This window comes from Actinomadura sp. KC345, from assembly GCF_004348515.1.
GTDB lineage: Bacteria > Actinomycetota > Actinomycetes > Streptosporangiales > Streptosporangiaceae > Spirillospora.
This window is the reverse complement of the sequence record NZ_SMKH01000002.1, coordinates 1-25,919: the sequence shown is the minus strand read 5'-3', so window position 1 is coordinate 25,919 and position 25,919 is coordinate 1. Positions and strand designations below refer to the sequence as shown.

The following is a 25,919-nucleotide window of genomic DNA, read 5'->3' as shown; positions in this document are numbered from 1 at the left end:
CCGGCCACGGGCCGGTCCCCTCCCGCTTTCCGCCTTTGCGCGGGCAGCTATTGGCGCAGCGCCAATAAGGCTGTAGTGTCTCGACCAGGGCCACCACGCAAGGGTCGGCCCGCCCTCGTCGACCGACGAGGAGCCGGCAACGGGCGACCGCCCGGGACGAGTCTCCGGCACTGGCCGCGTCGCGCGCCGAAACGCGCGGCCAGTGCCGGTAATCCCGCGCCGCCAGGACGCGGCGGTCAGCCTTCCAGCAGTGCCCGCATGCGGCCGATCTCGGCCGACTGGCCGGACTCGACGTCCCGGGCCATCTGCTGGACGGTGACGTCGGAGCCCTTGTCCACGACGTCCTTCACCATGGTGAGCGCGCCCTGGTGGTGAGTGATCATCAGCGTCAGGTAGAGCTTGTCGAACGCGGCGCCGCGCGCCTCCCGGAGCTGCTTGAGCTGCTCCGGCGTGGCCATTCCCGCCATGCCGCCCTGGTGCCCCCCGTGGTTCTCGCCGTGCGCCTTCAGGACGGCCTTGGGGTTCTTCTCCAGCCACGACTTCATCGCCGCGATCTCGACCTTCTGCGCCGTGTCGATGCGGTCCGCCAGCGCGCGTACCTGCTCGTCGGACGCGCGCTCCGGGGCCAGCCGGGACATCTCCAGCGCCTGCGCGTGGTGCGGGATCATCATCTGCATGAACCGCACCTCGGCCGCGGTGGGCTCCGAGGGCTTGCGCGGGCCCTTGAGCTCGGTCTTGTTGGGCTCGCCCGGACGCCCCGGAACCAGCACGGACCGCGACGGGGCCGCCTCGGGTTCGTCACCGCCGCCGCACCCTGCAAGGACGCCGGCGGCCACCACGGCCGCCGCCCCCGTCACCGCGATCCGGTGCAGCATCGAGCCTCCCAGTCCATCCGGTCACCCACCTCGGACCGTATCCGCGGAGCGGGATGCCACAAAAGGGTCTTTTGATATCGAGACGCTCACATATGTGTTCAGATCTAGGCATCCACCCTGGAAGCCTTCATACTCCTGAAGATCGGAACATGTTCGCCGGGGGGCATGCAGACAAAGGAGTCAAGGGTGGCGCCCGTTTCCAAGCGAAGAACCAGACGCAGGACCCTGGTAAGCATCGTCTCAGGCATCGTGCTCGTGATGTCGGCCCTGTACGTTCCGTCGGCCTCGGCCGACGGCGGACCGGACGACGGCATCTCCAAGACCCCCAACATGCACCACCTGGCGAACATCCCCAAGCAGGGGCCGCTCGCCGGACCCGACGCCCTCAACTCGGACTGGGCCTTCAAGGGCAAGTACGCCTTCGGCGGCAACTACGAGGGCTTCACGGTCTACGACATCAGCCGGCCGTCGCGCCCGAAGGTCGTCACCGTGGTGCACTGCCCGGGCTCCCAGAACGACGTGTCGATCGAGGGGAACCTGCTGTTCCTGTCGACGGACAGTTCGCGGAGCGACGACTCGTGCCAGTCGGTGTCCAAGCCCGCGACCGACAAGTCGGCGTGGGAGGGCATCAAGATCTTCGACATCAGCGACGTGCGCAACCCGCGCTACGTCAAGGCCGTCGAGACCAAGTGCGGCTCGCACACCAACACCCTCGTGCCGGGCAAGCGCGGCACGGCCTACATCTACGTGTCCTCGTACAGGCCGGACGGCACCTTCCCTGACTGCCAGCCCCCGCACGACCTCATCTCGATCGTGAAGGTCCCGCTGAACAACCCGGCCGCGGCGCACGTGGCGGCCGAGCCGGTGCTGTTCCCGGACGGCGGCAACCCCGGTGACCCGCCGGACACCGAATGGCCCAACGGCACCAGCGCCACCTCGGGCTGCCACGACCTGACGGCGTACCCCGAGAAGGACCTGATGGCCGGCGCCTGCATGGGCGACGGCGTGCTGTTCGACATCTCCGACCCGCTCAAGCCGCGCACCATCACCAGCGTGCGCGACGACGAGAACTTCGCGTTCTGGCACTCGGCGACGTTCAACAACCGCGCCAGCAAGGTCGTCTTCACCGACGAGCTGGGCGGTGGCGGCGCAGCCACCTGCAACGCGGAGGTCGGGCCGGAGAAGGGCGCCAACGCCATCTACGACATCGTCGGCAAGGGCAAGCGCGCCAAGCTGAAGTTCCGCAGCTACTACAAGATCCCGCGCCACAACGCCGAGACCGAGAACTGCGTGGCCCACAACGGCTCGCTGATCCCGGTGAAGGGCAAGGACATCATGGTCCAGGCCTGGTACCAGGGCGGCATCTCGGTCATGGACTTCACCAACTCCCGCAAGCCCAAGGAGATCGCCTGGTTCGACCGCGGCCCGTGGTCGGACGTGCTGGGCATCGCCGGGAGCTGGTCCGCCTACTACTACAACGGCTTCATCTACTCCAGCGACATCCAGATGGGCCTGGACGTCATCGACATCCGGGACCGTCGCACCGACAGGGCCAAGCGCGTCAAGCTCGACATGCTCAACGCCCAGACCCAGCCGAACTACTTCGACTGACCTGACCGGACGCCTCCGGGCGAACCGCTAGGTCGCGCAAGGGGCCGGGCACCGGCGACGGTGCCCGGCCCTTTCGCGCGCCCGGCCCTTTCGCGCGCCCGGCCCTTTCGCGCGCCCGGCGGTTCTCGCGCGCCCGGCGGTCCTCGTTGGTCACCTGACCCACTGGTAGCGGGCACAATGTCCGGCACGGCCGTCTCGTTCTACCGGCCGGTGAAAGAGATATCTCGGGGGGGATTGCGTGGACGCGCCGGATCGGCATCCGACATCGGTCTTCGTCGTCGGCACCTTGTTCTCGGGGTCGACCCTCATCGGGCGCGACATGACCACCCGCATCAGGAACGCCCACTATGCCGGCGAGCTGAACAACTTCACGCAGATCCCCGGCATGAGCCATCCGACGTCCGGCCGGCGCTGCGGGCCCTGCTCCCTGCTCGGCAGGCACTGCCCCCACTTCACCGACGACCTCCGGGAGCACGCGACCCACGAGGACATCCTCGGCCTGCACGGCCGGCTCGCGCGGTCACTGGGCGCGTCGGCGATCATCGACGGGAGCAAGTACGTCGCCTGGCTCCGGCATGCCGTCCAGCAGATGAGCCCCGATCGGGCGGACCGCTCCCCCCTGTACGTGATCGTCACCGCCCGCAACCCCGTCGCCTTCGCGACCAGCCACCGGAACCGGACGGGGGAACCGCTGTGGCAGGGAGCGAACATCTGGCGCGACACCTACGTCGACGCCCTCCGCACGGCCAACACGTTCGGGCTCCCGCACATGGTGATCCGCTACGAGGACCACATGGCGCGCCCAGAGCGTTCCCTGAAGCGCCTGGCCGCCTTCCTGCGCCTGCCGCTCGACGCCGAGCCGGACGGCACCAGGCTCCACGACACGGGCGGCAACTGGAGCTCGTTCGTGCCCTACGTGGGCGAAGAGCAGCTGGCCCAGCACATCGAGCGGCTCGACGGAGACGGGCGCGCCGAGGCGGAGGCGTTCGTGGAGCACGCGCGGGCGTACTGGAACGACGACAAGCCCAGGGCGGACACCCGCTGGCATCGCAGCCTCAGCCCGGTCGAGGCCAACATGCTCCTGAGCACGCCCGGGGTGGCCGACACGGCGAGCCTCCTCGGCTACAACGTCGCCGAATTCGTCCACCTGGCCGTCAAAGCCCCCCGGTGAGCGCACCGGGGGGCCGGCGGCGGGTTCCGGCCGCCGCCGTGGGACGGCTCAGCCGACCGGCTCAAGGCACAGGTCGTCGGACGTCTGCCGCTCGTCGGCCTTCGGGGCGGGGACCGGCTCGGGCACCTCGGCGGGGGGCGTCGCCCGCTTCGGCAGCAGGAGGGCGATCCCGACCATCACCACCGACAGCGCGGCGCTGATCACGAACGCCAGCCGCATCCCGTCGAGCTGGGCGACGGCCTGGGTGACGCCGTCGGCGATCCGGGTCTCGGCGCGGCCGGCCATCACGGTGACGACGAGCGCGGTCCCGAAGGCGGCGGCGACCTGCTGGAGGGTGCCCAGCATCGAGCTGCCGTGGGAGTACAGGTGCGACGGGAGCGCACCGAGCCCGAGCGTGAACACGGGCGTGAACGCCGCGGCCAGCGAGGCCGTGAGCAGCGTGTGCAGGCCGAGCACCTGCCAGTACGGCATCGTCATCGAGATCTGGGTGAACCCGGCCAGCGCGAGCACGACGCCCGCCGCCCCGGGGACGACCAGCACGCGGGCGCCGAAGCGGTCGAAGACCCGGCCCACGACCGGTCCGAGCAGCCCCATGGCGAGACCGCCGGGCATCACCAGCAGCCCGGTCTCCAGCGGGCTGAGGCCGCGCAGGTTCTGCAGGTAGATCGGCAGCAGGATCATCGCGCCCAGCATCGCCATGAACCCCAGCGCCATCAGCAGCAGGGAGAGGGCGTAGGTACGGTGCCGCAGGACGCGCAGGTCCATGAGCGGGACGTCGCGGCGCTGGAGCGCGAGCTGGCGGATCACGAAGACGGCGATCAGGACGGCCCCGGCGGCGACGATCACCGCGGGCACCGCCGTCCCGCCCTCGCCGAACCGGCTCAGCCCGTACACCAGGGACCCGAACCCGCCCGCCGCGGCGGCGACGCTGAACCAGTCGACGGTCGAGGCCTGCGGCTCCCCGACGTTCTCCAGCCGGGCCAGGCCGCGCCAGGTGATCAGGCCCGCGATCGGCAGCACCGCCACGAACAGCAGCCGCCACGAGCCGAGCTGCAGGATCAGCCCCGACACCGCCGGGCCCATCGCCGGCGCGACCGAGATCGCCATCGTCACGGTGCCCATCACCCTCCCGCGGTCCCGCTCGGGCACGACGGTCATCAGCGTCGTCATGAGCAGCGGCATCATCACCGCCGTGCCGGACGCCTGGACGATCCGCGCGAGCAGCAGAACCTCGAAGACCGGCGCGACCGCGGCCAGCGCCGTCCCGCCGAGGAAGACGCCCATCGCGATCGCGTAGGCCCGGCGGGTGGTGACCCGCTGCAGGAACCAGCCGGTCACCGGGATCACCGCGGCCATCGTCAGCATGAACGCCGTCGAGAGCCACTGCGCCGCCTGCTCGGTGATGTGCAGGTCGGTCATCAGCCGCGGGATCGCGTTGATCATGATCGTCTCATTGAGGATGACCACGAACGTCGCGAGGACGAGCAACCGGATCACGGCGGGCGTCCCGCGGCCGGGGGCGGTGCCGGGGGCCGCCGTCCCGGGGCCCTTCTTCAGGTCTGCGGAATCAGGTGCAAGGTTCATGCCGGGTCAGACCGGGACCGCCGCGGAAACTCATCGATCAGCCCGGAAGTCGGCCGTGGCCTCGGCGTTCCCGCACCGCGGGGACCGCTCCGGAATGGCCGGCGTGCCGTGTTGACCTTGACGGACGGGTATATACCACATCGGACTAGACTGGGAGCAACGGTTGACGTAAATCGCTCGCGCTTTATGAAGGTAGGTCCGGCGCATGACCGCATCCCAGACCCCGACCACGGCCGAGGAGCTGCGCGGTGCCGGCCTGCGGGTGACGGCCGCCCGCGTCGCGCTGCTGGAGACCGTCCGGGACGGCGACCACCTCGGTGTCGAGGCGATCGCCTCCGGGGTCCGCGACCGCGTCGGCCACATCTCTCTCCAAGCCGTCTACGAGGCGCTCCACGCGCTGACGGCGGTGGGGCTCGTGCGCCGCATCGAGCCCGGCGACAGCCCCGCCCGGTTCGAGGGACGCGTCGGCGACAACCACCACCACCTGGTGTGCCGGAGCTGCGGGGCGGTCAAGGACGTCGACTGCGCCGTGGGGCACCCGCCCTGCCTGGAGCCGGTGGACGAGGCCGGCTACCTGGTCGACGAGGCCGACGTCACCTTCTGGGGCCTGTGCCCGCAGTGCCGCCCGGTGGCGACGACCGGCTGAACGTCCGGCTGAGAACGCCCGGCTGGAAAGCGTCAGGGCCGGCCCGTGCGGGCCGGCCCTGACGTCGGGTCACCGGATCAGGCGATCTCGAAACGGTCGAGGTTCATCACCTTGTCCCACGCGGCGACGAAGTCGCGGGCGAACTTCTCCCACGCGTCGTCGGACGCGTAGACCTCCGTGATGGCGCGCAGCTCGGAGTTCGACCCGAACAGCAGGTCGACGCGGCTGCCGGTCCACCTCACCGCGCCCGAGGCGTCGACGCCCTCGTAGGTCTCCGCCTCCTCGGACGTGGGCCGCCAGGTGATGCCCATGTCGGTCAGGTTCACGAAGAAGTCGGTGGTCAGCGCCCCGGGGGTCTCGGTCAGGACGCCGAGGTCCGACTGCTGGTGGTTCGCGCCCAGGACCCGGAGGCCGCCGACGAGGACCGTCATCTCGGGCGCGCTCAGCGTGAGCAGGTTCGCCCGGTCGACCAGCGAGTACTCGGCCGAGAGCGGGTTGCCCTTGCCGAGGTAGTTGCGGAACCCGTCCGAGGTCGGCTCCATCTCGGCGAAGGACTCGACGTCGGTCTCCTCCTGGGAGGCGTCCGTCCGTCCCGGGGTGAAGGGGACCTCGGTGTCGTGGCCGGCCGTCTTGGCCGCCAGCTCGACCGCGGCGCACCCGCCGAGCACGATCAGGTCGGCCATCGAGACCCGCTTGCCGCCGGACTGGGCGCTGTTGAACGACTCCTGGATGCCCTCCAGGGTGCTCAGCACCCGCGCCAGCTCGTCGGGCTCGTTGACCTTCCAGCCGTTCTGCGGAGCGAGGCGGATGCGGGCGCCGTTGGCGCCGCCGCGCTTGTCGGAGCCGCGGAAGGACGCGGCCGACGCCCACGCGGTGGACACGAGCTGGGCCGTCGACAGCCCCGAGGCGAGGATCTGCGCCTTGAGGGTGGCGATGTCGCCGGCGTCGACGAGCTCGTAGGTCCGCTCCGGGATGGGGTCCTGCCACACGAGGACCTCGTCCGGGACCTCCGGGCCGAGGTAGCGCACCCTCGGGCCCATGTCGCGGTGGGTGAGCTTGAACCACGCGCGGGCGAAAGCGTCCGCGAACTCCTCCGGGTTGTCCTTGAAGCGGCGCGAGATCGGCTCGTAGACCGGGTCGAACCGGAGGGACAGGTCCGTCGTCAGCATGGTCGGGTGGGTCCGCTTGGACGGGTCGTGCGCGTCGGGGACGGTGTCGGCCCCGGCGCCGTCCTTCGGCCGGTACTGCCACGCGCCGGCGGGGCTCTTGAACAGCTCCCACTCGTACCCGAACAGGATCTCGAAGAAGCTGTTGTCCCACGCGGTCGGGGTGTCGGTCCAGATGCCCTCAAGGCCGCTGACGATCGCGTCGCCGCCCTTGCCGGTGCCGAACGTGCTCTTCCAGCCGAGGCCCATCTGCTCCAGCGGCGCGCCCTCGGGCTCGGGGCCCACGTGCGCCGGGTCGCCCGCGCCGTGCGTCTTGCCGAACGTGTGGCCGCCGGCGATGAGGGCGACGGTCTCCTCGTCGTTCATCGCCATGCGGCGGAACGTCTCGCGGATGTCGCGGGCCGCGGCGACCGGGTCCGGGTTGCCGTTCGGCCCCTCCGGGTTGACGTAGATGAGCCCCATCTGGACCGCGCCCAGGGGGTTCTCGAGGTCACGCTCGCCGCTGTAGCGCCGGTCGTCGAGCCACTCGGTCTCGGGGCCCCACCACACGTCCTCCTCCGGCTCGAAGACGTCCTCGCGGCCTCCGGCGAACCCGAAGGTCTTGAAGCCCATCGTCTCCAGCGCGACGTTGCCGGTGAGGATGAACAGGTCGGCCCACGAGATCTGCTGGCCGTACTTCTTCTTGACCGGCCACAGCAGGCGGCGGGCCTTGTCGAGGCCGCCGTTGTCGGGCCAGCTGTTGAGCGGCGCGAAGCGCTGCTGGCCGGACCCGGCGCCGCCGCGGCCGTCGCTGACGCGGTAGGTGCCCGCGCTGTGCCACGCCATCCGGATCATGAACGGGCCGTAGTTGCCGAAGTCGGCGGGCCACCAGTCCTTGGAGTCGGTGAGGATCTCCGCGATGTCCCGCTTCACGGCGGGGAGGTCGAGGCTCTTGAACGCCTCGGCGTAGTCGAAGTCCTTGTCGTGCGGGTCCGAGACGTCGGGGTTCTTGGCGAGCAGCTTCAGGTTGAGCCGGTCCGGCCACCAGCCCCGGTTGCCGCCGCCCTGGGTGGGGTGCGGCGCACGCCCGTGGACGACGGGACACGCCCCTTCGCTCGCGGTGTTCGTGACGGCTTGCTCATTGTTTTCCGACATGGAAATCCTTCCCGGGCTATGGGTGAATCAGGAGCTGTCGTCGGCGGAACAGCGGGGGCACAGGCCCCAGTAGACGACCTCGGCCTCGTCGATCGAGAAGCCGTGGCCGTCGGAGGCGGTCAGGCACGGGACGTCGCCGACGGCGCAGTCGACGTCCGCGATCGCGCCGCAGGACCGGCACACGACGTGGTGATGGTTGTCCCCGACCCGCGCCTCGTAGCGCGCGACGGAGCCGGACGGCTGGATGCGCCGCACCAGCCCCGCCGCCGTCAGCGTGTGCAGCGAGTCGTAAACGGCCTGGTGGGACACCTTCGGGATCTCCCGGCGCACGGCGCCGATGATCGAGTCGGTGTCGGCGTGCGGATGCGCGTGGACCGCGGCCAGCACCGCCACCCGGGGACGGGTCACGCGCAAGGCGGTCCGGCGCAACATCCGCCGGAAGTCCACGGGTGTTGCCACGTCGAACAGACTGGCTCATCTTCTTGAACGAGTCAAGATTCGACCGGCGCCCTTCGCGGCCATGCCCCACAAGACCTTTGACGTACGTCACGATCATGTCTATGTTCATCACCATCGGGGAGCCCGCCACCACCGCGCTTGGAGGTCCGCAGTGGCGTTCTCGTTCCTCGACCAGCGGCACACCGTGGCACCGCCCGGGTACAACCGCTGGCTGATCCCGCCGGCCGCGCTGGCGGTCCATCTGTGCATCGGCCAGGCGTACGCCACCAGCGTGTACAAGTCCGCCCTGGTCGAGCACTTCGACGTCAGCCTCACCTCGATCGGCGTCATCTTCTCCATCGCGATCGTCATGCTCGGCGTGGCGTCGGCGGTCATGGGGACCTGGGTGGACCGGGTCGGCCCGCGGCGCGCGATGTTCACCGCGGCCTGCTTCTGGGCCTCGGGATTCCTGGTCGGAGCCCTCGGCATCGCCACCGGGCAGCTGTGGCTGGTCTACCTGGGCTACGGGTTCATCGGCGGGATCGGTCTCGGCATCGGCTACATCTCGCCGGTGTCCACCCTGATCAAGTGGTTCCCGGACCGGCCGGGGATGGCGACCGGCATGGCCATCATGGGCTTCGGCGGCGGCGCGCTGATCGCCTCGCCGCTGTCCCGCGCCTTGCTGGACTTCTACGACTCCGGCGAGGGCGTCCCGTCCGGCGCGGCCGTCGCCAAACTGTTCGCGACGCTCGGCGTCGCCTACTTCCTGGTGATGATGTTCGGCGTGTTCAACGTCCGCGTCCCGGCCCCGGGATGGCGGCCCGCGGGCTTCGACCCCGCGGCGGAACGGTCCAGGAGCATGGTCACGGCGAACAGCGTCTCGGCCGGCTCCGCGATCAGGACGCCGCAGTTCTGGCTGCTCTGGACGGTGCTGTTCTGCAACGTCACCGCCGGGATCGGCATCCTCGAACAGGCCGGGCCCATGATCAGCGACTTCTTCCGGAACGGCGGTTCGACCACGGTGTCGGCGACCGCGGCGGCCGGGTTCGTCGGGCTGCTGTCGCTGTTCAACATGGCCGGGCGCTTCACCTGGTCCTCGACCTCCGACTACATCGGCCGCAAGCCCACCTACGTGGGCTACCTCGGCATCGGGATGGTCGCCTACGTCCTGCTCGCCGTCCTCGGCGACTCCTCCACCGCGTTCTTCGTCTTCCTCGCCGCCCTGATCATCTCCTTCTACGGCGGCGGGTTCGCGACCGTCCCGGCCTACCTGCGCGACCTGTTCGGCACCTACCAGGTCGGCGCCATCCACGGCCGGCTGCTGACGGCGTGGTCGGCGGCGGGCGTGGCCGGGCCGCTCATCGTCAACCGCTTCCTGGACGCGCGGGGCGAGCCCGGCCGACTCGTGGCCGCCGACTACCGCCCCGCGCTGTTCACGATGGTCGGCGTCCTGGCGGTCGGCTTCGTCGCCAACCTGCTCATCCGCCCGGTCGCCGAACGCCACCACATGCCCGCGGCGGAGCCCCGCACCCCCGACGCCAGCCCCGCGACCTGACCGGAGGGTCACCAATGACGCACCCCGAACCGGCCCCCGAGCCGGAGTCAGCGCCCACCACGTCCCCGGCACGCCTCACCATCGCCTGGCTCATCGTCGGCATCCCCCTGGCCTACGGCCTGATCGAAACCGTCAGAGCCAGCCTCCCCCTTTTCGGCGGCTGACCCTGCCCGCACCAGGCTCGTCCCGCCGGATGCGGCGCGGTATCCGGCGGGACGGGATCGCGAGGCGGGAAACCGCCGGGCGTCACGGCTCCTTGCGGTCGGCGGGTGTGGTCGGGGCGGTGCGGGAGCGTTCGAGTTCGGCGGCGAGGGTCGCGGCGTCGAAGGGGCCGGTGTGGCGGCGGCCGTCGACGAAGAAGGTCGGGGTGCCGCGTGCGCCGCTGGCCTCGGCGCTGAGGACGTCGGCCCGGATCCGGGCGGACGTCTTCTCGTCGTCGAGATCGCGGAGGAACTTCTCGACGTCCATGCCGAGGTCGGCGGCGTAGCCGGCGAGGTCCTCGTACTGGAGTTCGTCCTGGTGCGCGAACAGGAGGTCGTGCATCTCCCAGAACCGCCCCTGCGCGTCGGCCGCGACCGCCGCGTGGGCCGCCAGTTCGGCGTACGGGTGTACGTCCGGGAACGGCAGGTGGCGGAAGACGTACCGCAGGTCGTCGCCGAACCGCTTGCGCAGTTCGAGCGCGGTCCCCGTGGCGCGGGCGCAGAACGGGCACTCGAAGTCGGCGTACTCGACCAGGGTGAGCGGCGCGTCGGCGGGGCCCTTGATGTGGTCCACCTCCGGGTCCACCGGCCGGTCGAGGAAGCGCGGGAGGTCGGCCTCCGACTGGCCGCGCAGGACCGCCGCCGCGTGGAACACCACCCACCCGAGGAGGGTCGCCAGCACGGCCGCCAGCAGCACGCCGACGATGGCCTCGTCGCGGAGGATCTCGTCCTCGAAGGCCAGCCGGGCGATCAGCAGCGAGACCGTGAACCCGATGCCGGAGAGGGCGGCGCCGCCGAACACGTGCTCCGCGCTGACTCCCCGGGGCAGATGCCCGATGCCGAACCGGGTGGCGAGGACGGCGCTCAGGCCGACGCCCACGGGCTTGCCGAGGACGAGACCGACGACCACGGCCCACGTGACGGGCGAGGTGAGCGCCTGGCCGAGGACGCCGCCGCGAAGGTCGACGCCGGCGTTCGCCAGGGCGAAGACCGGGACGATGAAGTAGCTGCTCCAGGGGTGCAGGATCGTCTGCAGCCGCTCGTTGACCGACACGGCACGCGTCAGCCCGACACGGGCGGTCATCCCCACGTCGGCCATGGGCGACTGCCGGAACGCGCGGACGTTCCGGGCCGCCTTCTCGACCGCCTCGCGCACGGGTGCGTACGCGGGGACGAGGAGACCGCCGAGCATGCCCGCGATGGACGCGTGCAGACCCGCGTGGAGGGTGACGAGCCACAGCACCAGGACCACGGCCACGTACGGCGCCGCGCGCCAGACGCCCCGCCGGCTCAGCACCACCGCCGCCGTGCAGAGGACGAACATGCCGATGAGCGGCAGAACGCGGATGGAACCCGAGTAGACGAAGCCGATCACGCTCACGGCCACGATGTCGTCGATGACCGTCAGCGCCAGCAGGAAGATCCGCAGCTGCGTCTGGAACGTGGGCCCGACGACGGCGAGCGCGCCCAGCATGAACGCCGTGTCGGTGCCGATGACCACGCCCCAGCCGTTCGCGGCCTCTCCCCCGGGCGCGATCAGCAGGTACAGGAGCGCCGGGACCGCCATCCCGCCGATGGCGCCCACGATGGGGATGGCGACGCGGCGGCGTTCCCTCAGTTCGCCGACGGAGAGTTCGTACCGGACCTCCAGGCCGATGACGAAGAAGAACAGGGCCATCAGGCCGTCGCTCACCCAGTGCCCGAGGTCCATCGACAGCACGGCGTCCCCGATCGACACGGACGCCTCCGTCGCCCACAGGGACTCGTACTGGTCCGACCACGGGGAGTTGGCCCAGACCAGGGCCACCACGACCGCCGCCAGCAGCAGCCCCGCGCCGCCGACCTCCGTCGCCAGGAAGCGCCGCACCGGCCCGGACAGCTGAGCGAGGAGTTCCCGCCTTCTGGCCCGCGTCTGTGAGTTCTCGCGCTTCCTCGTCCACATCACCCGGCGAGTCTATTTACGCAACGTGACGGGCGAGTCCGGTGGGGTGCGCCGGTCAGGGCGCGGCCGGGACGGAGCGCGACCAGGGGCGCCGCCGGACCTCGTCCTCCAACCGCTGGAGCAGCGGGGCCGTGCGCTCGTAGGCCGGGAACTCCGACATGCCCGCCACCGCCATCGACGCCGCGCGGGACCGCCTGACAGGCTGATGGCCCCCGCACATTCCCCGGCGCACCGGGGTATGGAGGGACTGACGGCGGCGCGGCCGGAGGAACGGGAGATCTCGTGGAGCTCAACGCACCGGACCACACGCTCCGGATCGGTGGCCACCGGCTACCGGTCGTCGGACCGGCACGCATGTACGTCTGCGGGATCACTCCGTACGACGCGACGCATCTGGGCCACGCGCGGACGTTCGTGTGGGCCGACATCGCGGCCCGCCTCCTGCGGCACGCGGGCGGCGATCTGCGCGTGTGCCGCAACGTCACCGATGTCGACGACGTGCTGCACCAGGCCGCGGACCGGGCGGGCAGCCCGTACGACAGTTTCGCCGCCGTCCAGCAGTTCTACTTCGAGCGCGACCTGGAGACGCTCGGCGTCCACGCCGTCGACCACCAGCCACGCGCGCACAACCACGTCAGGGAGGTCGTCGCGCTCGCCCAGGGTCTCCTCGCGTCCGGCCACGCCTACCTCCGGGACGGGGCGGTCTACTTCCACGGCGCCGACGTGCCGGGGCGTGCGGGGGTCGGCGACCAGGAGGCGTACGACCTCATGGCCGAGTACGGCGACGAGCCCGAGAGCCACGCCAAGGAGCACCCGTTCGACATCGCGGTCTGGCGGCCCTCGAACTCCGGAGAGCCCGCCTGGCCGAGCCCGTGGGGTCCGGGCCGCCCCGGCTGGCACGCCGAGTGCGCCGCGATGGCCATGACGACCTTCGGCCCGGCGCTGGACCTGCACGCCGGAGGCGCCGACCTGCGCTTCCCCCACCACGCCTACGAGGCGGCCCTCGCCGAGGCGCTGACCGGCGTGCGGCCGTTCTCCCGGGCATGGCTGCACGTGGGCATGGTCCAGCGGGACGGCGTCAAGATGGCCAAGTCCACCGGCAACCTGGTCCTGGTCTCGGACCTGGTCCGCGACCACCCCGCGGCTGCCGTCCGGCTCATGCTCATGACCGCCCCCTGGCGGGACGACTGGGACTACACGCCGGACGTCCTCGACACCGCCGCGGCGCGCCTGGACGCGCTCCATCTCGGCGCCGGGCGTCCCGACTCGTCGTCCGGAGCGGAGGCGGCGGCGACACGCGCGCTCCTCGACGACCTCGACGTCCCCGCCGCACTCGCCATCGCGGAAGAGGAGGGCGGCCGCACCGCCCGCCTGGTCATGCAGATCCTGGCCCTCGGCTGAGCCCCGCCCTACGGCCGGGGGCGCCCACCGCGGCGGACGCGGGGATGATGTACTACCGCTTGTAGTATTCGCGCCGGAGATGTGGGGCCCTGGATGACGGACGCGGCGGGCGACGCGACGTGCGCCGACGCCGGGCTGCGGACGCTGCGCTCGGCGGCGTTCTCGGCCGTCTGCGTCGCGGTGTCCGCGTCCGGTCACGCGCTGGTGTCCGGTGCCGGGCTGCCCTGGGGTTCGCTCGCGGCCGGCTGGTTCGTGACGCTGCTCCTGGTGATGCCGCTGGCGGGGCGCGAGCGCTCCCGTGCGGGTATCACCGCGACCCTGCTGTGCGGGCAGATGGTCCTGCACGCGCTGTTCTCGCTGGGACAGGTTCCACGCCGCTCCGGCGGCCCCGGGCTTCCACGCCCACGGCACGGGCGCGCATCTCATGCCCGATCCGGTCATGTTCACCGTGCACCTGGCCGCCGCGTTCCTGTTCGGCTGGGTGCTACACCGGGGAGAGCGCGCCATCTGGCGGACGGTGCGAACCGCCTTGCGCGGTGCGGGGGCGCTCACCGGGCTCCTGGCGGTGATGCTCGCGCGGCCCGCGCTTCCCTCGGCGCGACCGCGAATCCGCATGCCCCGCCACTTCAGGGACCACGTCCCGCAACGGGGAATCGTCCTGCTGGGTCATGCCGTGGTCCGTCGCGGGCCACCCACGCCGAAAGCCACCTGAGCTGACATGACGGACGGGAGCGCCCCGTCCGTCCTCCCTCTGCGCCCGCGGGGCGTTCCCGCGCGGCGTCCTCTTCTCGGAGGCTTCATGCGCGTGCTTTCGCGTGCCTACACACGACCCGCCCGCCGGACGTCCGTCCCCGCCCGGCTGGCCGCCGCCGTCGCGGCGATCTCCCTGGCCTCGGCCGCCTGCGGCGAGGCCCCGGCCGACGACCGTCCCGCCGCGGCCGAGTCGTCGTCCCCATCGGGCAACTTCGTCCGGCTGGACCGTCCGCTGGCGAAACCCGGACTGACGCTCACCGACGACCGGGGCCGCCCGTTCGACCTGACGAATCGGACGGCGGGCAAGCCGATGCTCATGTACTTCGGCTACACCCACTGCCCCGACGTGTGCCCGACGACGATGGCCGACATCGCCAACGCGGTGAAGAAGCTGCCGGAACCGGATCGGGAGCGGCTGCGCGTCGTCTTCGTGACCACGGACCCGGAACGTGACACCCCGAAGCGGCTGAACACCTGGCTCGCCGCCTTCGATCCGCGCTTCATCGGGCTCACCGGCGACTTCGACAAGATCCAGAAGGCGGCGCGCAGCGTCGGCATCTCCGTGGACGCGCCGGTGAAGGAGGACGACGGGAGCGTCACCGTCAACCACGGCGCGCAGGTTCTGGCGTTCTCCCCGGCCGACGACAGCGTCCACACCGTCTACACGTCGGGTGCGACGGCCAAGGAGTTCGACGCCACGCTGCCCGAGCTCGTCAAGGGGGCGAAGTGAAGCGCTCCGCCGCCGCCCTCGCGGCCTTCCTCCTCCCTCTCGCCGCCTGCTCCGCACAGGACGCGGACGATGACGGGCCCCGCCTCACGGTGACCGGCGCCTACGTCCGGCAGCCGCCGATGCCGGACATGGCGGCCGGCTACCTCACGGTCCGCAACAGCGGAACGGACGCCGACACGCTGGTCGCGGCGTCCAGCGACATCTCCGGTGAGGTACAGCTGCACACCACAACCCCTGAGGGGAAGATGAAGCAGGTCGAGTCGTGGGCCGTCCCCGCGCGGGGCCGCCTAGAGCTGAGCATGGGCGGCGACCACCTCATGCTGATGAGGCTGAAGCGCATGCCGAAGGTCGGGGACACCGTCACGTTCACGCTGCGCTTCACCACGTCGCCGCCCATGACCGTCCGGGCACCGGTCAAGCCGACGGGCCACCGGCCCGGCTCTCCCGGGACGGAGCACGAGCATGGGTGAGGGGCGTCCCGGCCTTTCGCGGCGGCGCCTGTTCGGCATGGCGGGCGCCGCCGGGGCCGCCGGGCTGACCGCCGGGGGCCTGACCGGCAGCGCGTGGGGCCGAGCGGGAGACGGGGAGGAACCGCTCAGCGCCGTCGGCGCCACGGCCGTCCCGTTCCACGGCCGCCACCAGGCAGGGATCACCACCCCGGTCCAGGCGTGCGGGCGGCTCGCCGCGTTCGATCTGCGGCCCGAGGCGGACCGCCGTGCCGCGGCGGGACTGCTGCGGCGCTGGTCGGCGGCGGCCGAGGCGATGGCGTCGGGACGTCCGCCCACCGGCGACGGCCAGGTCGCGCTGGACGCCGGACCGTCCTCGCTGACCGTGACGTTCGGGTTCGGCCGGACCTTCTTCGCGAAGACCGGCCTCGGCGACCGCATGCCGCCCGCGCTGGTGGAGATGCCGCCGTTCCCCGCCGACGATCTGGACCCGTCCCGGAGCGACGGCGACCTGTGGGTACAGATCGGCGCCGACGACCCCCTGGTCACCGCGCACGCGCTGCGCGTCCTGGTGAAGGCCGCGTCCGGCACGGCGGCGGTGCGCTGGCAGATGGGCGGCTTCAACCGCGCCCGCGGAGCCGCCGACCGGCCGAGGACGGTCCGCAACCTGATGGGCCAGATCGACGGCAGCGGCAACCCGCGCCCGTCCGAGGACGGCTTCGACGCCAAGGTCTTCGTCAAGGCCGGGACGGGCCCGCACGCCTGGATGAACGGCGGCTCGTACGCGGTCGTCCGGCGGATCCGGATGCTGCTCGACGACTGGGACCGGCTGCCCCGCCACCAGCAGGAACGGGTGATCGGCCGCCGCAAGGACACCGGCGCCCCGCTGTCGGGCGGCACCGAGGCCACGCGTCCGGACCTCTCGGCGGTCGGCCCGGACGGGGCGGCGCTCGCCATCGCGGGCGACGCCCACGTCCGGGTGTCGGCGCCGGAGTCCAACGGCGGGGCGACGATGCTGCGCCGGAGCTTCTCCTACGACGACGGGCTCCGCCCGGACGGCGCGCCCGACGCGGGCCTGCTGTTCGTCGCCTGGCAGGCCGACCCGACGACCGGCTTCATCCAGGTGCAGCGCAAGCTCGACGGCGCCGACGGCCTGACCCGCTTCATCCGGCACGAGTCCAGCGCCGTCTTCGCGGTCCCGGGTGGCGGCGCTCCCGGCGGCTCCATCGCCCGGGACCTCCTGGTGGATTGACCAGCGCCGCCGCCCAGAGCCGCGCCCGGCCTATTCCTCGGACGGGCGCGGCTCCGGCCCGGCGGTCCGCGTCACCCCCTCGGCGGGCAGGGAGATCCGCCCGGCGACGACTCCGGCCACGGCGAGCCCGGCGATGGCCAGGCAACTGCCGGCGAGGAACGGGTCGACGCCGTCCAGGGCGGGCGCGAACCCGATGCCGACGTAGACGGTGACCCCGGTGGAACCTCCGAGCTGGTCGGCGGCTCGCTGGACGCCGGAGGCGATGCCCGCGTCGTCCTCGGATACGCCGGTCACCGCGACGTACTGGAGCCCGACGAGCCCGAAGCCCATCCCGGCGGCGATCAGCACCATGGCCGGAATCAACGCCGGACCGGCCGCCCCGACGGAGGCCACCAGCGCGATGGCGGCCATCGCCGCCGCGGTGAAGCCGATCCCGGTCAGGACGCAGACCTGCGGGCCCCATCGTCCGAGCAGCCGGGGGACCAGCACCGAGACCACGATCAGCGAGACCGCCAGAGGCAGCATCGTCATCCCGGCCTGGAGCGGGCCGGCACCCAGCCGGTCCTGCAGGTAGTAGGTGAACAGGAGGAACGAGGTGGACAGCGCCGCGCTCAGCAGGGCGGTGGCGAGGTTGGCGAGGACGCGCGGTCGGTTACGGAGGACCCGCAACGGCACGAGCGGGTTCCGCGAACGGCGCTCGACCCTGATGAACAGGGCTCCGGCCGCCACCGCCCCGGCGAGCGCCACCGGCGGCGTCCACGGCGTCCCGCCGTCCGCCTCTCCCGCCTCGACGACGCCGAGGGTGAACAGCAGCGGAGCCGCCACCAGCAGGAACGCACCGGGAAGGTCCAGCGGGGCGGGCTCGGCGGGTCGTTCACCCGGCACGAGGAAGACCGCCGCGACGAGCACGACCAGGATGAACGGCACCGACACCAGGAAGACCCACCGCCAGCCGAGCAGCTCGGTGATGATCCCGGAGAGCACGAACCCGAGGACGAGCCCGCAGCTCGCGACGGCCGCCCACACGCTCAGCGCCCGCGACCTGCGCGGGCCCTCGGGGAACATGAGCACGATCACCGCCATCGCCGCCGGAAGCGCGATCGCCTCACCGGCCCCCTGCAGCAGCCGCGCCGCCACCAGCACGCCGAACGACGGCGCGAGCCCCGCCAGCAGGGACGCGGCGCCGAAGACGGCCGTGCCGAGCAGGAGGACGGGGCGCCTGCCGAACACGTCGCCCAGCCGTCCGCCCAGCATGAGCAGCCCGCCCCCGGTGACCGTGTACCCGACCACGGCCCAGGTCAGTTCGTGCGCGTCGGCACCGAAGCCGGCGCCGATCGAGGGGAGGGCGACGTTGACCACGGTCACGTCGACCGCGATGAAGAACTGCAGCATGGCCATGCAGCACAGCACCGGCCACGCACGCGCCGGGGACCCCCGGCGCGAAGAGAGAATGCCCGAGGACATCAAGCGCTCCGTTGCTCAGAGAAGGTTCCGAGCAGCACGAACGTGCCGCTCCGGTTCGAACTCGGAGCGGCGGAACGTTCAACGGAAGTGAGACGAACGCCCCGCCGCTAGCGGAGCGCCCTCGTCACCGCGGCGGGAGCGGCCGCGCACGAAGCACCGGACATACCACCGACCCTACCGGCCCGGCGGTCAGGGGCGGGATTCGCGGGCTTCGACGACCAGGGCTTGGGCGGACTGGCCCAGGCGCCCGGCGGAGTCGTAGATCGTGGCGACGCTGAGCCCGGCGCCGACGGGCTGGACCACGCCGGCGGCGACGAGGCCGACCCAGGAGGCGGCCGGCTCGCGCGACAGGTGCAGGGTGAGCTCGGTGTTCATGAAACTCCATCGCCGCCGGTCAAGCCGCATGTTCGTGGCGGTGGAGGCGTAGTCGGCCGCCGCCGCGACCCGCGCGATGGCGGGCGTCGGCTCACCGGCGATGACGGGGACCAGCAGGTTGACCCACAGCCCGGCCGCCCCCTGCCCGACGTCGGGCGAGGCCAGCCCGTGGACGCGGATCGCGCTGGAGTCGAAGCAGTCCCAGCCGACGGCTTCGCGGGCTCCCGGCGTGGGGGTGCTCAGGTCGGGGACGGGGGCGCCGGCGAACGGGTCCGGGTGGTCGGTGGCGCCTTCGGGCAGGTCGAGGTCGCTCCGGCGGACGGCGACGCAGTGGGCGCGGGCCACCGGTGCGCCGTCCGCCAGCAGCGTGATCTCCTGGCGCACCACGCGCTTGCCGCCCTCCGGCGCCGTCACCGCCAGGGTCAGCGGGGCGTCGGGGACGGGGCCGAGCAGGTCGATCGTGAGGCGCGCGGGCGTCCGGCCCGGTACGTCGACCGCGTGCGCCAGCAGGGCCGCGACGGCGCCGCCGTGCAGGGCGTCCCGGCGCCAGGGGCCGCGTGCGCGGTCCGTCGGGACGACGCGGGAGCCGTCCCGCTCGAACAGGGCGGCCTCGTGCTTTCCGGGTTCGCGCGCCGCGGTGCCGTCCGCGGTGGCCGAGCGGCCGCCGGTGGTCATGAGGCCGCCTGCGAGGGCGCCGGGCCGGACGCGGCGGCGACGGCGGGGGCGAGCCAGCGGCGGAGGAAGGCGCGCAGCTCGTGCGGGGTCCGTGCCGGGTCGCCCGGGTCGAGGAGGAAGGACTGCACGGTGCGCAGCGTCCACTCGATCAGGTCGCCGCGCGGGGCGGGGCCGATGCCGGACGCGTCCCAGTCCACCGCGCTCTGGTCCAGCAGGGACCGGCCGATGGCCCGCGCGGTGTCGGACGTGACGCTGCGCAGCAGGGAGTTGCCGCCCTCGACGTCCAGCAGGAGCCGCAGGTACGGCTCGTGGGGCACCTCGTGGATGGTGTACGCCACGGCCTCGACCAGCGCTTCGCCCGGGTCGGTGACGCTGCGCAGGCGTCGCGACAGGCGGGCCAGGAAGTCGTGGGTGCCGTCGAGTGCGGCGGCGATCAGCATCGCGTCGGTGCCGGGGAAGTAGCGGTACACGGTCTGGCGGCTGATCCCCAGGTCGGCGGCGACGTGCGCGATGGTGGTGGCGCCGCCCAGCTCCCGGACGCAGCGGTGCGTGGCCGCCTTGATCCGGGCGACCGCCTCGTCGTCACCGGCGGGAGGCGAGCCGCCCCATCCATGTGTGCGCACCGGGCCAACGTATCGACCACCCTTGACAAGACACAAGAGTAAATGTGTATTGTCGCAGGGTTGTTCACAAGCGCACAACGGCGGTGACCCTTGCCCGAGGTACAGCAGCCACAGACCGCTCCGCAAGGGGCCGCCCGGGTCGCGGACCTGTGCGGCGCCGACCTGTCCGACCCCCGCACCTACGAGACGGGCCCGCCGCACGCCGCCTTCGACGTCCTGCGTGCCGCGGCCCCCGTCGCCTGGCAGGACGAGCGCCCGGTCGCGCTCCGGGCGAGCGAGGCGTCGAGCGGCCTCCCCGCCCCGCCGTCCCCCGGTTTCTGGGCGGTGACGAGCCACGCGCTGGTGCACGAGATCTCGCGGAACCCGGGGCTGTTCTCCAGCCACCTCGGCGGCGCCCAGATGTTCACCGCCGACGCGCTGACCCTCGCGGGCCTGCGGCTGATGATGCTCAACATGGACCCGCCGGACCACTCCCGGCTCCGCAAGATCGTCTCGCCCGCGTTCACGCCGCGCGCCGTGGAGGCGCTCCGCGACTCCGTCGGCCGCCATGCCCGCGAGATCGCGGACGACCTCACCGGCGCCGGGACGGTGGACCTCGTCACAACGGTCTCGAAGGAGCTCCCGACCCGCGTCCTGGCGGACCTGCTCGGGATGCCCGAGGAGGACCGGCACCTGATCGTCACCTGGTCGGACGGGATGATCGGCTTCGAGGACGCCGAGCTGACCGGCGACCCGTCCGCCGCGGTGGCGATGTTCGCCGAGACCGTCGAGTACGGCAAGCAGGTCGCCGCGGACCGCCGTGCCCGCCCCGCGGACGACATCATGTCCGCCATCGCCAACGCCGAGGTCGACGGCGAGCGGCTCACCGACGACGAGTTCTCCATGTTCTGGATCCTGCTCGTCATCGCGGGCAACGAGACCACCCGGAACTCGCTGTCGGGTGCGGTCATCGCGCTCCAGGAACACGGCCTCTGGGACGACCTGGCCCGCACCCCCGAACGCCTGGCCACGGGCACCGACGAGCTGGTGCGGCACGTCTCCCCCGTCATGCAGTTCCGGCGCACCGCCACCCGGCACACCGAACTCGCCGGCCAGCACATCCGCGCCGGAGACAAGGTCGTCCTCTGGTACACGGCCGCCAACCGCGACCCCGCCGTGTTCTCCGACCCCCACGTCCCGGACCTGTCACGGGACCCGAACCCCCATCTGGCGTTCGGCACCGGCCCGCACTTCTGCCTGGGCTCGCGCCTGGCGAAACTGGAGATCTCCACCATGCTCACCGAGCTGCTCACCAGGCACCCCCGCCTGCGCATCGACGGCGACGTCAAGCGCATAACGTCCAGCTTCATCGCCGGTGTCGACCACCTCCCGGTCACGCTGAAGTGAGCGTTCGGCCGCCGTGAGATGCTGCGAGGGTGACGACGACCGGGTCCGACGAGCCGCCGCGGAGGCGGCGGGGACGGCCCGGGTATGACCAGGAGGCGATCCTGCGGACGGCGGTGGAGCTGTTCAACCGCAAGGGGTACGACGCCACCAGCATGGGAGACCTGGCCAAGGAGCTAGGGCTGACGAAAGCGGCCATCTACCACCACGTCACGAGCAAGGAACAGCTGCTCAGCCGGGCCTTGGACGACGCCCTCGACGAACTCACCGCCACCGTGACCGAGGCGCTTCGCGAGCGGGAAGGGGCGACCGCCTACCGGCGGTTGCGCGAGGTGGTGCGGCACAGCGTCGAGGTTCTCGTGGCGCACCAGCCGTCCGTCACGCTGCTCCTGCGGGTACGGGGCAACAGCGGGGTCGAGCTGGCCGCGCTGGAGCGGCGCCGCTGGCTCGACGACCGGCTCGCCGCGCTCGTCGCGGACGCCGTCAAGGAGGGCGCCCTGCGCGACGACGTGCCGCCCGCGCTGGTCAGCCGGCTGCTGTTCGGCATGGTGAACTCGCTGGTCGAGTGGTACCGCGCGGACGGCGTGTACGACCCGGCGACCGTCGCCGACACGATCACCACCCTGGCCTTCGACGGCCTCGCCCGCCACGAAGCCTAGACGTTGAGGCTCAGGCGTCGTAGTCGATGGTGACGCTCTCGCCGACCGGGAAGGACTGGCAGGTGAGGACGAAACCGGCGTCCAGCTCGGACGGTTCCAGGGCGTAGTTGCGGCGCATGTCCACCTCGCCCTCGCGGACGACGGCGCGGCACGTCCCGCAGACACCGCCCTTGCAGGCGAACGGCAGGTCGGCGCGCGTGGCCTGGGCGCCTTCGAGGATCGTCGCGTCCCGGGGGACGGTCGAGGTGGTGCGCAGGCCGTCGAGCACCATGGTCAGCTCGGTCGTCGCGCCCGGAGGGGCGGCGGCGTCGCGTCGTGGCTGCGGCGGGGGCTCATCGACGTAGAACAGCTCGACGTGCACGGTCGCGGGGACGGCGAGTTCGGCGAGGACGTTTCGCGCGTCCTCGATCATCCGCAGCGGGCCGCAGAGCCACACGTGGTCGAACGTCTCGGCGGGGACGAGGTCGGTGAGCAGGCGGCGCAGCCGGTCGCGGTCGAGGCGGCCGGAGAACAGCTCGACGTCGCGGGGCTCGCGGGAGAGCACGTGGACCATCTGGAACCGGGCGCCGTACCGGTTCTTCAGGTCGCCGAGCTCCTCGGTGAACATCACGGTGCGGCTCGTCCGGTTGCCGTACACGAGCGACACCCGCGCGCCGGGGTGGGTCAGGACGGTCGAGGCGACCGACAGCATGGGCGTGATCCCCGACCCGGCGGCGATGCACAGGTGCCTCTCGCCGAGCGTCGGGTCGGCGTGCCAGGAACCGGTCGGCGCCTGCACCTCGATCCGCGTCCCCGGCACCACCTCGCGGACGAGCCAGGAGGAGAACAGCCCGTCCGGGATCTCGCGGACACCGATGCGGGGCGCGGAACCGGCCGGGGCGCAGATGGAGTAGGACCGGCGCTGCTCCTCGCCGTCGACGAACCGGCGCAGGGTGAGCGACTGCCCGGCGCGGAAGGCGTACGCCTCGCGCAGCTCCTCGGGTACGTCGAACGTGACCGCGGCGGCGTCCTCGCACAGGTGGTCGACCGCCGCCACGGTCAGCGTGTGGAAGGTGGCGGGCGGCCGGGTCCGCGCTGGAGCCGGGGTGGTCATCCTAGATCTCCTTGACGTGCTCGAACGGTTCGAGGCAGTCGGTGCAGCGGTAGAGGGCCTTGCAGGCGGTGGCGCTGAACTCGGAGGTCAGCCGGGTGGCCGTCGAGCCGCAGCGCGGGCAGGCCGGGGCGCGCCGCGTCGGCCCGAGGTTGAGGCCCACGGGGCCGCCCACGGGCGCCGGTCCGGGCGCCGACAGGCCCGCGTCATGCAGAGCGGCCCGGCCGCGCTCGGAGATCCAGTCGCTCGACCAGGGCGGATCGAGGACGACCCGCACCTCGACCCGGGGGAAGCCCGCGTCGTTCAGGCGGTGGACGAGGTCGTCCCGCATGGTCGCCATGGCCGGGCAGCCTGTGTAGGTGGGCGTGATCGAGGCGACGACCACCCCGTCTTCCACGTTGACGTCGCGCAGTACGCCGAGGTCGGCGAGGGTGAGCATCGGCATCTCGGGGTCGCGGACCTGCCCGGCGGCCTCGGCGGCGCGTTCCCTCACGTTCACCAGCGACCTCCCGGGTGCGCGCGGGCCACCACCTGCATCTCGGCGAGGAGCAGGCTGAGGGCCTCGGTGTGCATGCCGTGCCGCCCGGTCCGTCCGCCGACACCGGCAAGGGCCGGACGCTCAGGACGCTCGACACCGCTCACGGCGAACACCTGGTCAAGGACGGCGTCCACGTCGGTTTGGACGGACGCAGGATCAACACCGACACCGGCCTTCGCAAGGGAAAGCTCCAGGGGGTGTGTGGAGACCAGTTCAGGCTTGAGCGGCCACAGCTCCTCTAGCGCCGAGAGGAGCCTGCGACGCGACTCCTCCGTGCCCTGCGCCAGAGTGAGGAACCAGCGTCCCGCCCAGTCCCGGTGGTAGGTGACCTCCTTGACGCCCTTGGACGCCACAGCAGACAGCACGCTGTCGGTGCTGGCGCGAAGCCGTTCGAGCAACGCGAGCCGGGCCACCGAGAACAGAAGCAGCCGGACGACGACATGCGCGAAGTCGCCGTTCGCCACCTCCACCAGGCGCACGTTGTGGAATTGCCCGGCGTCACGGAAGAACGCGAGCGCGTCCTCCGCAGGAACCGGCGAACCTTCCGGAAGACCGGGCACAACGCCCGGATCGGCAGCGGCCGCCCGCGCCAGCAGCAGCCGCGCCTGCCCGAGCAGGTCGAGAGCCATGTTGGCCAACGCGATGTCCTCTTCGAGGTCCGGCGCGCGGCTGCACCACTCCGACAGGCGCTGCGACATGATCAGGGCGTCGTCGCCGAGCATGAGGCAGTACATGGCGAGTTCGGCGTGGTCGACGCCGCCGGGCACGGTCGTGTCGACGCCGGCGAGCGGGTCCTCGAAGTCGGTGCCGAACGCCCACTGCGAGGCGTCCCCGGTCCCGATCAGCCCCTCGAAGATGCTCTCGTCGCTCATGCTGATCCCCTTCACATATGCGGGACGTCGGGGATCTCGTAGAACGTCGGGTGCCGGTAGACCTTGTCACCGCTCGGCGCGAACAGGGGGTCCTTATCGTCCGGGCTGGACGCGGTGATCGCGTCGGCCCGCACGACCCAGATGCTCACACCCTCGTTGCGCCGCGTGTAGACGTCCCGCGCGTGCCGCAGGGCCATCGCGTCGTCCGGGGCGTGCAGCGACCCGACGTGCACGTGGTTGAGCCCGCGCTTGCCGCGGACGAACACCTCGTAGAGCGGCCATTCCCGCCTGTCGGCGCTCACTCGGCACCTCCCTCAGCGGACCGGTCGGCGAACGCCGAAGCGGCCTCCCGCACCCAGGCGCCGTCGTCGTGGACGGCCTGGCGGTGGGCGAGCCGTTGCGCGTTGCACGGCCCGTTCCCCCGGACGACCGCCGCGAACTCCTCCCAGTCCGGCTCGCCGAAGTCGTAGTGGCCGCGCTCCTCGTTCCAGGCCAGCCCGGGATCGGGCAGCGTCACCCCGAGCATTTCGGCCTGCGGAACGGTCATGTCGACGAACTTCTGCCGGAGCTCGTCGTTGGAGTTGCGCTTGACGCCCCACGCCATCGACCGCGCGCTGTTGGGCGACTCGGCGTCCGGCGGGCCGAACATCATCAGCGACGGCCACCAGAACCGATCGACCGACTCCTGCACCATCTCCCTTTGGGCGTCGGTGCCGCGCATCATCGTCATCAGCAACTCGAAGCCCTGCCGCTGGTGGAAGGACTCCTCCTTGCAGATACGGATCATGGCGCGCCCGTACGGCCCGTAGGACGTCCGGCAGAGCGGCACCTGATTGACGATCGCGGCCCCGTCGACGAGCCAGCCGATCGTGCCGACGTCGGCATAGGACAGCGCCGGATAGTTGAAGATCGACGAGTACTTCTGCCTGCCGGACAGCAGCAGCTCGGTCAGCTCCCCACGGGAGACCCCGAGCGTCTCGCACGCCGAGTACAGGTAGAGCCCGTGCCCGGCCTCGTCCTGCACCTTGGCCAACAGGATCGCCTTGCGCCGCAGGGACGGAGCGCGCCCGATCCAGGCGCCTTCGGGCTGCATGCCGATGATCTCCGAATGCGCGTGCTGCGCGATCTGCCGCACGAGCGTCTTCCGGTAGGCGTCCGGCATCCAGTCCCGCGGCTCGATGCGATCGTGCCGCGCGATGGTCGCGTCGAACCCCGCCTGAAGCCGCTCCTCCAGCTCCGGCTCCAGCGCGTCGGTCGTCATCGTCCCCTCCGAGACCCAATTACTTATCGCTCGGTCAGTAATAGCCTGCCACGCCCGCCCCCACCACGCAATAGC

24 protein-coding genes are annotated in these 25,919 nt (G+C 71.8%); 11 read left to right on the top strand and 13 right to left on the bottom strand.

All coding sequences use genetic code 11. The features are described 5' to 3' along the window. Positions 1-236 precede the first annotated feature (236 nt). Positions 237-875: a DUF305 domain-containing protein gene (locus E1281_RS00565; protein WP_131875096.1), complete on the bottom strand. Its 639-nt coding sequence runs from the start codon at positions 873-875 to the stop codon at positions 237-239. A 258-nt stretch (positions 876-1,133) separates the two neighbouring features. Here E1281_RS00565 and E1281_RS00560 point away from each other — a divergent pair, with 258 nt between their 5' ends. Beyond that, positions 1,134-2,486, top strand: a complete 1,353-nt coding sequence (locus E1281_RS00560; protein ID WP_243716435.1) for a hypothetical protein — start codon at positions 1,134-1,136, stop codon at positions 2,484-2,486. 238 nt (positions 2,487-2,724) lie between these two features. Continuing rightward, entirely contained in the window at positions 2,725-3,657 is a 933-nt protein-coding gene (locus E1281_RS00555) for a hypothetical protein (protein ID WP_131875094.1), read from the top strand. A 48-nt stretch (positions 3,658-3,705) separates the two neighbouring features. Here E1281_RS00555 and E1281_RS00550 read toward each other — a convergent pair whose 3' ends face one another. Continuing rightward, on the bottom strand, positions 3,706-5,241 hold the full coding sequence (locus E1281_RS00550; RefSeq protein WP_131875093.1) for an MDR family MFS transporter: 1,536 nt from the start codon (positions 5,239-5,241) through the stop codon (positions 3,706-3,708). 205 nt (positions 5,242-5,446) lie between these two features. Between E1281_RS00550 and E1281_RS00545 the strand changes: the two genes are divergently transcribed. After that, positions 5,447-5,887 (top strand): Fur family transcriptional regulator, encoded by a 441-nt coding sequence (locus tag E1281_RS00545; RefSeq protein ID WP_131875092.1) that lies wholly within the window; start codon positions 5,447-5,449, stop codon positions 5,885-5,887. 77 nt (positions 5,888-5,964) lie between these two features. Here E1281_RS00545 and katG read toward each other — a convergent pair whose 3' ends face one another. Next, a complete protein-coding gene (gene katG, locus E1281_RS00540) occupies positions 5,965-8,187 on the bottom strand; it encodes a catalase/peroxidase HPI (protein WP_131875091.1) in 2,223 nt (740 codons plus the stop codon). A gap of 27 nt (positions 8,188-8,214) precedes the next feature. After that, a complete protein-coding gene (locus tag E1281_RS00535; protein ID WP_207943024.1) occupies positions 8,215-8,619 on the bottom strand; it encodes a Fur family transcriptional regulator in 405 nt (134 codons plus the stop codon). A gap of 178 nt (positions 8,620-8,797) precedes the next feature. On the opposite strand from E1281_RS00535, the gene E1281_RS00530 reads away from it, so the two are divergent. Next, on the top strand, positions 8,798-10,180 hold the full coding sequence (locus E1281_RS00530) for an OFA family MFS transporter (protein ID WP_243716433.1): 1,383 nt from the start codon (positions 8,798-8,800) through the stop codon (positions 10,178-10,180). A 14-nt stretch (positions 10,181-10,194) separates the two neighbouring features. Beyond that, positions 10,195-10,344 (top strand): hypothetical protein, encoded by a 150-nt coding sequence (locus E1281_RS39850; RefSeq protein WP_165958721.1) that lies wholly within the window; start codon positions 10,195-10,197, stop codon positions 10,342-10,344. An 82-nt stretch (positions 10,345-10,426) separates the two neighbouring features. Here E1281_RS39850 and nhaA read toward each other — a convergent pair whose 3' ends face one another. Beyond that, positions 10,427-12,322: a Na+/H+ antiporter NhaA gene (gene nhaA / locus E1281_RS00525; protein ID WP_131875140.1), complete on the bottom strand. Its 1,896-nt coding sequence runs from the start codon at positions 12,320-12,322 to the stop codon at positions 10,427-10,429. A gap of 282 nt (positions 12,323-12,604) precedes the next feature. Between nhaA and E1281_RS00520 the strand changes: the two genes are divergently transcribed. The 4 genes from E1281_RS00520 to efeB all read left to right on the top strand — a co-directional run bounded on the left by E1281_RS00520 (position 12,605) and on the right by efeB (position 16,904). Then, on the top strand, positions 12,605-13,723 hold the full coding sequence (locus tag E1281_RS00520) for a class I tRNA ligase family protein (protein ID WP_243716431.1): 1,119 nt from the start codon (positions 12,605-12,607) through the stop codon (positions 13,721-13,723). Between the two features lie 799 nt (positions 13,724-14,522). Beyond that, positions 14,523-15,206: an SCO family protein gene (locus tag E1281_RS00510; protein ID WP_131875088.1), complete on the top strand. Its 684-nt coding sequence runs from the start codon at positions 14,523-14,525 to the stop codon at positions 15,204-15,206. Further along, positions 15,203-15,676 (top strand): copper chaperone PCu(A)C, encoded by a 474-nt coding sequence (locus tag E1281_RS00505; protein ID WP_131875087.1) that lies wholly within the window; start codon positions 15,203-15,205, stop codon positions 15,674-15,676. The genes E1281_RS00510 and E1281_RS00505 overlap by 4 nt, the downstream gene beginning before the upstream one ends. Next, positions 15,669-16,904: an iron uptake transporter deferrochelatase/peroxidase subunit gene (gene efeB, locus E1281_RS00500; protein WP_131875086.1), complete on the top strand. Its 1,236-nt coding sequence runs from the start codon at positions 15,669-15,671 to the stop codon at positions 16,902-16,904. The genes E1281_RS00505 and efeB overlap by 8 nt, the downstream gene beginning before the upstream one ends. A gap of 30 nt (positions 16,905-16,934) precedes the next feature. On the opposite strand, the gene E1281_RS00495 is transcribed toward efeB, so the two are convergent. The 3 genes from E1281_RS00495 to E1281_RS00485 all read right to left on the bottom strand — a co-directional run bounded on the left by E1281_RS00495 (position 16,935) and on the right by E1281_RS00485 (position 20,041). Then, positions 16,935-18,302: an MFS transporter gene (locus E1281_RS00495; RefSeq protein ID WP_131875085.1), complete on the bottom strand. Its 1,368-nt coding sequence runs from the start codon at positions 18,300-18,302 to the stop codon at positions 16,935-16,937. Positions 18,303-18,557: 255 nt separating this feature from the next. Continuing rightward, on the bottom strand, positions 18,558-19,418 hold the full coding sequence (locus E1281_RS00490) for an acyl-CoA thioesterase domain-containing protein (RefSeq protein WP_131875084.1): 861 nt from the start codon (positions 19,416-19,418) through the stop codon (positions 18,558-18,560). After that, entirely contained in the window at positions 19,415-20,041 is a 627-nt protein-coding gene (locus E1281_RS00485) for a TetR/AcrR family transcriptional regulator (RefSeq protein WP_131875083.1), read from the bottom strand. Before E1281_RS00485 ends, E1281_RS00490 begins: the two co-directional genes overlap by 4 nt. 90 nt (positions 20,042-20,131) lie before the next feature. Between E1281_RS00485 and E1281_RS00480 the strand changes: the two genes are divergently transcribed. Together E1281_RS00480 and E1281_RS00475 are read left to right on the top strand one after the other, a co-directional pair. Next, positions 20,132-21,427, top strand: a complete 1,296-nt coding sequence (locus E1281_RS00480; RefSeq protein WP_207943015.1) for a cytochrome P450 — start codon at positions 20,132-20,134, stop codon at positions 21,425-21,427. A 29-nt stretch (positions 21,428-21,456) separates the two neighbouring features. After that, positions 21,457-22,083: a TetR/AcrR family transcriptional regulator gene (locus E1281_RS00475; RefSeq protein ID WP_131875082.1), complete on the top strand. Its 627-nt coding sequence runs from the start codon at positions 21,457-21,459 to the stop codon at positions 22,081-22,083. 10 nt (positions 22,084-22,093) lie between these two features. Here E1281_RS00475 and paaE read toward each other — a convergent pair whose 3' ends face one another. From paaE to paaA, 5 genes are read right to left on the bottom strand one after another with little or no spacing between them, the layout of a single operon-like run. Further along, on the bottom strand, positions 22,094-23,176 hold the full coding sequence (paaE, locus tag E1281_RS00470; protein WP_131875081.1) for a 1,2-phenylacetyl-CoA epoxidase subunit PaaE: 1,083 nt from the start codon (positions 23,174-23,176) through the stop codon (positions 22,094-22,096). 1 nt (position 23,177) lies between these two features. Then, positions 23,178-23,672, bottom strand: coding sequence for a 1,2-phenylacetyl-CoA epoxidase subunit PaaD (paaD, locus tag E1281_RS00465; protein ID WP_279433571.1), 495 nt, complete (start codon positions 23,670-23,672; stop codon positions 23,178-23,180). Beyond that, on the bottom strand, positions 23,669-24,583 hold the full coding sequence (gene paaC / locus E1281_RS00460) for a 1,2-phenylacetyl-CoA epoxidase subunit PaaC (protein WP_131875079.1): 915 nt from the start codon (positions 24,581-24,583) through the stop codon (positions 23,669-23,671). The genes paaD and paaC overlap by 4 nt, the downstream gene beginning before the upstream one ends. Positions 24,584-24,594: 11 nt before the next feature. Further along, on the bottom strand, positions 24,595-24,885 hold the full coding sequence (gene paaB, locus E1281_RS00455; protein WP_131875078.1) for a 1,2-phenylacetyl-CoA epoxidase subunit PaaB: 291 nt from the start codon (positions 24,883-24,885) through the stop codon (positions 24,595-24,597). After that, positions 24,882-25,844 carry a 1,2-phenylacetyl-CoA epoxidase subunit PaaA gene (gene paaA, locus E1281_RS00450; protein ID WP_131875077.1) on the bottom strand — a complete coding sequence of 321 codons (963 nt, stop codon included), beginning with the start codon at positions 25,842-25,844 and terminating at the stop codon, positions 24,882-24,884. The genes paaB and paaA overlap by 4 nt, the downstream gene beginning before the upstream one ends. Between the last annotated feature and the right edge of the window lie 75 nt (positions 25,845-25,919).

Bases quoted from the DNA above. Each gene is read 5' to 3' on its own strand.
- E1281_RS39850 (WP_165958721.1), top strand. From the start codon at position 10,195: ATGACGCACCCCGAACCGGCCCCCGAGCCGGAGTCAGCGCCCACCACG.
- E1281_RS00545 (WP_131875092.1), top strand. From the start codon at position 5,447: ATGACCGCATCCCAGACCCCGACCACGGCCGAGGAGCTGCGCGGTGCC.
- katG (WP_131875091.1), bottom strand. From the start codon at position 8,187: ATGTCGGAAAACAATGAGCAAGCCGTCACGAACACCGCGAGCGAAGGG.
- E1281_RS00565 (WP_131875096.1), bottom strand. From the start codon at position 875: ATGCTGCACCGGATCGCGGTGACGGGGGCGGCGGCCGTGGTGGCCGCC.
- paaC (WP_131875079.1), bottom strand. From the start codon at position 24,583: ATGAGCGACGAGAGCATCTTCGAGGGGCTGATCGGGACCGGGGACGCC.
- paaA (WP_131875077.1), bottom strand. From the start codon at position 25,844: ATGACGACCGACGCGCTGGAGCCGGAGCTGGAGGAGCGGCTTCAGGCG.
- E1281_RS00495 (WP_131875085.1), bottom strand. From the start codon at position 18,302: ATGGCCATGCTGCAGTTCTTCATCGCGGTCGACGTGACCGTGGTCAAC.
- E1281_RS00560 (WP_243716435.1), top strand. From the start codon at position 1,134: ATGTCGGCCCTGTACGTTCCGTCGGCCTCGGCCGACGGCGGACCGGAC.
- E1281_RS00490 (WP_131875084.1), bottom strand. From the start codon at position 19,418: ATGACCACCGGCGGCCGCTCGGCCACCGCGGACGGCACCGCGGCGCGC.
- paaE (WP_131875081.1), bottom strand. From the start codon at position 23,176: ATGACCACCCCGGCTCCAGCGCGGACCCGGCCGCCCGCCACCTTCCAC.
- nhaA (WP_131875140.1), bottom strand. From the start codon at position 12,322: ATGTGGACGAGGAAGCGCGAGAACTCACAGACGCGGGCCAGAAGGCGG.
- E1281_RS00550 (WP_131875093.1), bottom strand. From the start codon at position 5,241: ATGAACCTTGCACCTGATTCCGCAGACCTGAAGAAGGGCCCCGGGACG.
- efeB (WP_131875086.1), top strand. From the start codon at position 15,669: ATGGGTGAGGGGCGTCCCGGCCTTTCGCGGCGGCGCCTGTTCGGCATG.
- E1281_RS00535 (WP_207943024.1), bottom strand. From the start codon at position 8,619: ATGTTGCGCCGGACCGCCTTGCGCGTGACCCGTCCCCGGGTGGCGGTG.
- E1281_RS00510 (WP_131875088.1), top strand. From the start codon at position 14,523: ATGCGCGTGCTTTCGCGTGCCTACACACGACCCGCCCGCCGGACGTCC.